Source organism: Polaromonas sp. (assembly GCF_012927415.1).
Taxonomy (GTDB): domain Bacteria; phylum Pseudomonadota; class Gammaproteobacteria; order Burkholderiales; family Burkholderiaceae_C; genus Polaromonas.
Window position 1 is genome coordinate 1 of record NZ_JABBPF010000146.1, and the last position, 5,271, is coordinate 5,271.

General features: G+C 60.6%; 7 protein-coding genes. All 7 read right to left on the minus strand.

Annotation, left to right across the window (positions count from 1 at the left end; translation table 11 throughout):
- On the minus strand, window positions 1-423 hold a 423-nt coding region (rpsG, locus tag HHJ19_RS12490; protein ID WP_296907850.1), incomplete at its 3' end, for a 30S ribosomal protein S7.
- Between the two features lie 215 nt (window positions 424-638).
- A complete protein-coding gene (gene rpsL / locus HHJ19_RS12495) occupies window positions 639-1,016 on the minus strand; it encodes a 30S ribosomal protein S12 (RefSeq protein WP_092130055.1) in 378 nt (125 codons plus the stop codon).
- Between the two features lie 191 nt (window positions 1,017-1,207).
- Entirely contained in the window at window positions 1,208-2,416 is a 1,209-nt protein-coding gene (locus tag HHJ19_RS12500; protein ID WP_296907858.1) for a D-alanyl-D-alanine carboxypeptidase family protein, read from the minus strand.
- A 76-nt stretch (window positions 2,417-2,492) separates the two neighbouring features.
- Window positions 2,493-3,137: an alpha/beta fold hydrolase gene (locus HHJ19_RS12505; RefSeq protein WP_296907861.1), complete on the minus strand. Its 645-nt coding sequence runs from the start codon at window positions 3,135-3,137 to the stop codon at window positions 2,493-2,495.
- Window positions 3,138-3,276: 139 nt separating this feature from the next.
- On the minus strand, window positions 3,277-3,654 hold the full coding sequence (locus HHJ19_RS12510) for a (2Fe-2S) ferredoxin domain-containing protein (protein ID WP_296907868.1): 378 nt from the start codon (window positions 3,652-3,654) through the stop codon (window positions 3,277-3,279).
- Between the two features lie 9 nt (window positions 3,655-3,663).
- Window positions 3,664-4,812 (minus strand): VanZ family protein, encoded by a 1,149-nt coding sequence (locus tag HHJ19_RS12515; RefSeq protein ID WP_296907878.1) that lies wholly within the window; start codon window positions 4,810-4,812, stop codon window positions 3,664-3,666.
- Window positions 4,813-4,838: 26 nt separating this feature from the next.
- Window positions 4,839-5,271 (minus strand): CopD family protein (locus tag HHJ19_RS12520; RefSeq protein ID WP_296907881.1); only part of this gene is annotated, 433 nt, incomplete at its 5' end.

Consider the following 5,271-nt stretch of genomic DNA (forward strand, 5'->3'; position numbering starts at 1 on the left):
TTCGTCACGCTTTTTCATGGCACCGCCACGACCTTCGGTGGCTTCCATCAATTCATTGGCCAGGCGCAATGACATTGACTTCTCGCCACGCTTCTTGGCGGCCTCTTTCAACCAGCGCATGGCCAGAGCCATCCGGCGGACGGGACGCACTTCAACCGGCACCTGGTAGTTGGCACCACCGACGCGCCGGGACTTCACTTCAACCATGGGCTTGATGTTGCCGATGGCCATATGGAAAGCCTCCAGCGGGTCTTTGCCGGGGTTCTTTTTTTCGATTTGCTCCAGAGCGCCATAAATAATGCGCTCAGCGACGGCCTTTTTGCCGCCTTGCATGATCACATTCATGAATTTGGCAAGATCGACATCGCCAAATTTAGGATCAGGAAGAATTTCACGTTTAGGGACTTCGCGACGACGTGGCATTTTTTCACCTCTTTGCTTCAGTTGGCATCGCCTGTTGGCAATACCGCGAGAGTTAGCAAACCCTCACTTACTCGACCGGCGCAAACAACTTGCACTTGGGTCACTTCGTTTCAACCACCTGCCAGGGCGAGTGAAACACCTGTTTTTGAAGATGTCCTGACAACTTCTTCTGGCGCGAACAAAAACCGTTAGGTCAGAGCCCGAACCGGTTTGGCTTATTTGGCCTTCGGCTTTTTCGCACCGTACTTGGAACGCGACTGCTTGCGGTCTTTCACGCCTTGCAAGTCAAGCGAACCACGAACAATGTGGTAGCGCACACCGGGCAGATCCTTGACACGACCGCCGCGAACCAGCACCACGCTGTGTTCCTGCAGGTTGTGGCCTTCGCCGCCAATGTAGGAAATAATTTCAAATCCGTTGGTCAGGCGCACCTTGGCGACTTTACGCAAAGCGGAGTTTGGCTTTTTAGGCGTGGTCGTGTACACCCGGGTGCACACACCACGGCGCTGCGGAGAATTTTCCATCGCAGGGCTTTTGGACTTGATCTTTTCGACCTCACGCCCCTGACGGACTAACTGATTGATGGTTGGCATTGGAAAAACGTCCCTAAACGTCTGGAAAACACATAAAAGCGATATGAAATACGCGAAAGCTTCACCGCACCAAAAGCGGAAAAGCTTTCTAGTATAAGCCGGATAGCGTAAAGGCTCAAGTGGCGCGCCACAACAGCCTTGAGGCGGTCACGCAGCACCGGCAAACCGGCGCGTCGCCTGAAACTTGCCGCTTACTTGATCCAGAGCCTGATGGAATCCCAGGCGCGGCCAAAAATTCCGGCTTCTTCCACAGCCTCGAGCGCGACCAGTGGAACTTCGGCAATTGCAACCGGGTTGTCACCCAACATGACCTTGAGGCTGCCCAGCGACTGACCCTTTTTGAAGGGCGCGACCAGCGGATCAGGCCTTGCTACCTGGGTTTTCAGCTTGGGCGCGCTGCCTGCAACCACGGCGACCACGATAGCCTCGGGCCGGCCAAGCCTGACGGTGGACTCTTTACCCTTCCAGACGGCCGGCGAAACGACGGCCTGGCCGGCGTCAAACAGCTTCACGGCTTCATACGCGGTGTAACCCCAATTCAGCAATTTTTGCGATTCGTTGGCGCGCGCGCTGTCGCTGGTGGTTCCCAGCACAATCGCCAGCAGTCGCCTGCCGCCGGGGGCGCCAGCAGCGCCCAGGTTGGGGAAGTCGCGCTTGGCCGTGGCGATCATGCAGTAGCCGGCCGCGTTGGTGTGGCCGGTTTTCAGGCCATCCACCGTGGGGTCGCGAAACAGCAGCGTGTTGCGATTCGTGTCGTTCGCAACCGGAGTGCCGGGGTAACGGTATTTCTTGATGGCGGAGTAGGCAACGTAATCCGGAAAATCCTGCATCAGGCGCGTCGACAGAACGCTCAGGTCACGCGCGGTGGTGGTATGGCCGGCTTCGGTCAGGCCTTCGGGGTTTTTGTAACTGGTCGACTTCATGCCGAGCGCCTTGGCCTGCTCATTCATGAGTTGCACGAAATGCTCGACCGTACCGCCCACGCCCTCGGCCAGCGCCATGGTCGCGTCGTTGCCCGATTGCACCACCATGCCCTTGATCAGGTCTTCCACCGGCACCTGCATTTTGGGGTCAATGAACATGCGCGAACCGGGCATTTTCCAGGCCCGCTCGCTGACACCGAAGGTTTGCTTGAGGGTAATTTTTTTGGCCTTGAGCGCGTCAAACACCAGGTATTCGGTCATCAGCTTGGTCAGCGAGGCCGGCTCGACCGGCGCATCGATGTCCTTGGCGGCGAGGATCTGGTTGGCCGTGACGTCGAGCAGCAGAAAGGAACGGGCGGCGATTTCCGGTGCCTGTGGTGCCTGGGCGTGGGCGAGCGGCAGCGCCACAGAGAAAGCCAGGACCAAAGTGGCGGCGAGGCCGCGCAGGCCGACGGGGGCCTTGAGAGAGCATTGCATGTCAGGAATTGGGTAAGTGAAAGGGAAAGAAAAAAAAGGGGGGAGACAGGAGTGAATCGCGCAGCATTGGCAAGGTTCAGGCCACGGGCGATGACAGGTGGCGGGTCACCAGGTGTTTCAGCAACGGCAATTGTCCATGAAAGAAATGACCGACCCCGGGCACAACCGTAACAGGAAGTGCCTGCGGACGCGCCCAGTCCATCACAGCGGACAGCAGCACGGTGTCATCCTGCTCACCATGCACCACCAGCGTCTTGAGGTGGGCTGCGGGGTCTATCGGAGCGGCCGCCGCGCGGCTGACGCTGGTGCCTACCAGCACGAGTTTTTCAATGTTACGGCTGGTGCGCAGGCGTTCAAACGCGTGGGTGGTGACGAACGCACCGAAGGAAAACCCGGCCAGCGCCAGCGTGACTTGCTTGCCGCCCGGCGCCGCCGCATGCTGCACTACCGCCAGAAAATCATCCAGTTCGCCGCGGCCTTCGTCGTGACTGCCGGCACTGCCGCCGACACCGCGAAAGTTGAAGCGCACTGCCGTCCAGCCTGACTGCACGAAGGCCCGCGCCAGGGTCTGCACCACCTTGTTGTCCAGCGTGCCGCCAAACAGCGGGTGCGGATGGGCGATGACGGCCACGCCGCGCGAGTCGCCAGCCGGCGCATCCAGCGCAATTTCAAGCGCGCCGGCCGGGCCCTCAATGGTGGATTTGCGGGTCTGGGAATTCACGGATGCACTTTCCATTCAATTGGTTTGCTATTAAAAAAATAGCAAACCATAGCGGTATTCATTGGACGTGGCGTCCAAAACATCGGTTTTTTATACTCAAGGCGAAAATTCCCGCGCGACATCACCCGCCAGCCGCAATCTAGCGCCCGAGATGCGCGGGCACCAGCAAGCGCTCAACCACCCGGCCGTTTTTCAGGTGCGACTCGACAATCTCGTCGATGTCGCTCTCATCCACATAGGTGTACCAGACCGCCTCGGGATACACCACCGCCACCGGTCCCGCCGAGCAGCGGTCCAGGCAGCCGGCCTTGTTGACCCGCACCTGGCCCGGTCCGGCCAGCCCGGCCGCCTTGACTTGCGACTTGCAGCGGTCGAAGGCTTGCTGCGCGCGGTGATCGGCGCAACAAGCCTCGCCATTGGCGCGCTGGTTCAGGCAAAAAAAGATGTGCCGTTCGTAATAAGAACCCGCTGCGGAGTCAACGGGGCCGGTGTTTTGGGCAATGATGGAAGAACTCATGGTGTGATTTTACTTTTCAGCGCGCGCAGCGTATTCGGGACCCGAAAGCCGCACCAGCAGATACAGCAATGCCGCGTAGGGCCAGATCCAGCCCAGCCACTGCACCGCGCCATAAAACTGGATAAAACGGCCCTGCTCCCAGATTTGCAGGGTTTGCGCAAAATAAGGGTCAGCCGGCGCTTGGTTAAGCAACGCCAGATGCACGGCCAGCGCCAGCAGCGCCAGGGCCGCCGCAGCGCGGCGCTGCAGCGCCAGCAAGAGCGCGGCCAGCAACGCGCCCAAACCAATACCCGCCTGCACCGGGCTGTCCAGCCAGGCCCAGGCATGCTCGGGCCCGTAGCTGAGCGCTGCCGACAGGGCTGAAGCGAAGATGCCGACGGCAATCACTGCCATCGAAAACGCCGCGCGCTGCCAAAGGGTGCGGATAATGCAATAGCCGAGCAGACAGGGAATCAGCACACCCAGCGCCACGCAAAGCAGTTCGGCCACCGGCACCAGCGGCTGCAACTCGACATCGCGCACCGGCAGCCACTCCAGAAAGGGCGTGTCGGCCAGCGCCTCGGCAAGCGCCGACTCCAGCCGCTCGAACACCTGCCCCAGGCCCAGGGGCACGGAGGCGGGAAACAGCAAGGCGGGCGGCCAGAGCAGCAGCAGCACCAGCGCGAAGCGCGCATCCGGCGCAAACCAGCGCGCCCGCAGGCGAGCCCAGCGATCGACCAGACCGGCTTTGTCAAGCCCCCAGCCGCAACAGGCGCCCAGCCACGCACCCAGCGTATTGAGTGCAAGATCGACATTCGACGGCACACGGGACGGCAGGAAACTTTGCAGCGTTTCCATCGTCAGCGACAGCAACCCGGCGCCCAGCACCGCCAAGGCGATGGCCAAAATGGGCCGCCGGCCGCGCAGCAGTGCCGATAGGGCGAGTAAAAACCCCAGTGGGGCATAGCCCAGCACGTTGATGCCAACGTCAAAACCAGTCCAGTATTTCGGCAGCGGCGCCGTCAGGAAGCGCAGCGGCGAAATGCCCTGGTTGCGCCATTCGGAAAACGGGTAGAGGCTGGCGTAGACAATCAGGCAGACGATGGCAAGCGCCAGCGGAAAGGCAGTCGGGCGGTGCGCACCGTGCGCCGCATCCGGGGAATATGCTGGCCGGGCCATTTCGCTAGTCCTGTGGCGTGCGCCGGCTAGCCCTGCCAGGGCTTGACCACCACCAGAATCACCGCTGCCAGCAGCAGCAGCACGGGGACTTCATTGAACCAGCGCAACCAGACATGGCTGCGGCTGTTGCGCTTGTCGACGAACCTGTCCAGCTGCAGCACGCAGGCGTAGTGATAAACAATGACCAGCACCACGACGGCCAGTTTTGCATGCATCCAGCGATCGCCCGGGCCGCGTCCGATGCCGTAGCCAAGGTATAGCCACAAACCGAAAACCAGCGCCGGAAAAGCCAGCAAGGTGGTGAAGCGCATCAGCTTGCGGGCCATCAGGATCAGGCGCTCACGCTCGGCCACGCTTTCCGGCGGCACCATCGCGAGGTTGACAAAGATGCGCGGCAAATAGAACAGTCCGGCAAACCAGCTGGTGATGAAAACGATGTGAAGTGATTTGATCCAGAGC

Coding starts and splice junctions, on each gene's coding strand:
- HHJ19_RS12515 (WP_296907878.1), bottom strand. CDS start 4,812: ATGGCCCGGCCAGCATATTCCCCGGATGCGGCGCACGGTGCGCACCGC.
- HHJ19_RS12510 (WP_296907868.1), bottom strand. CDS start 3,654: ATGAGTTCTTCCATCATTGCCCAAAACACCGGCCCCGTTGACTCCGCA.
- rpsL (WP_092130055.1), bottom strand. CDS start 1,016: ATGCCAACCATCAATCAGTTAGTCCGTCAGGGGCGTGAGGTCGAAAAG.
- HHJ19_RS12500 (WP_296907858.1), bottom strand. CDS start 2,416: ATGCAATGCTCTCTCAAGGCCCCCGTCGGCCTGCGCGGCCTCGCCGCC.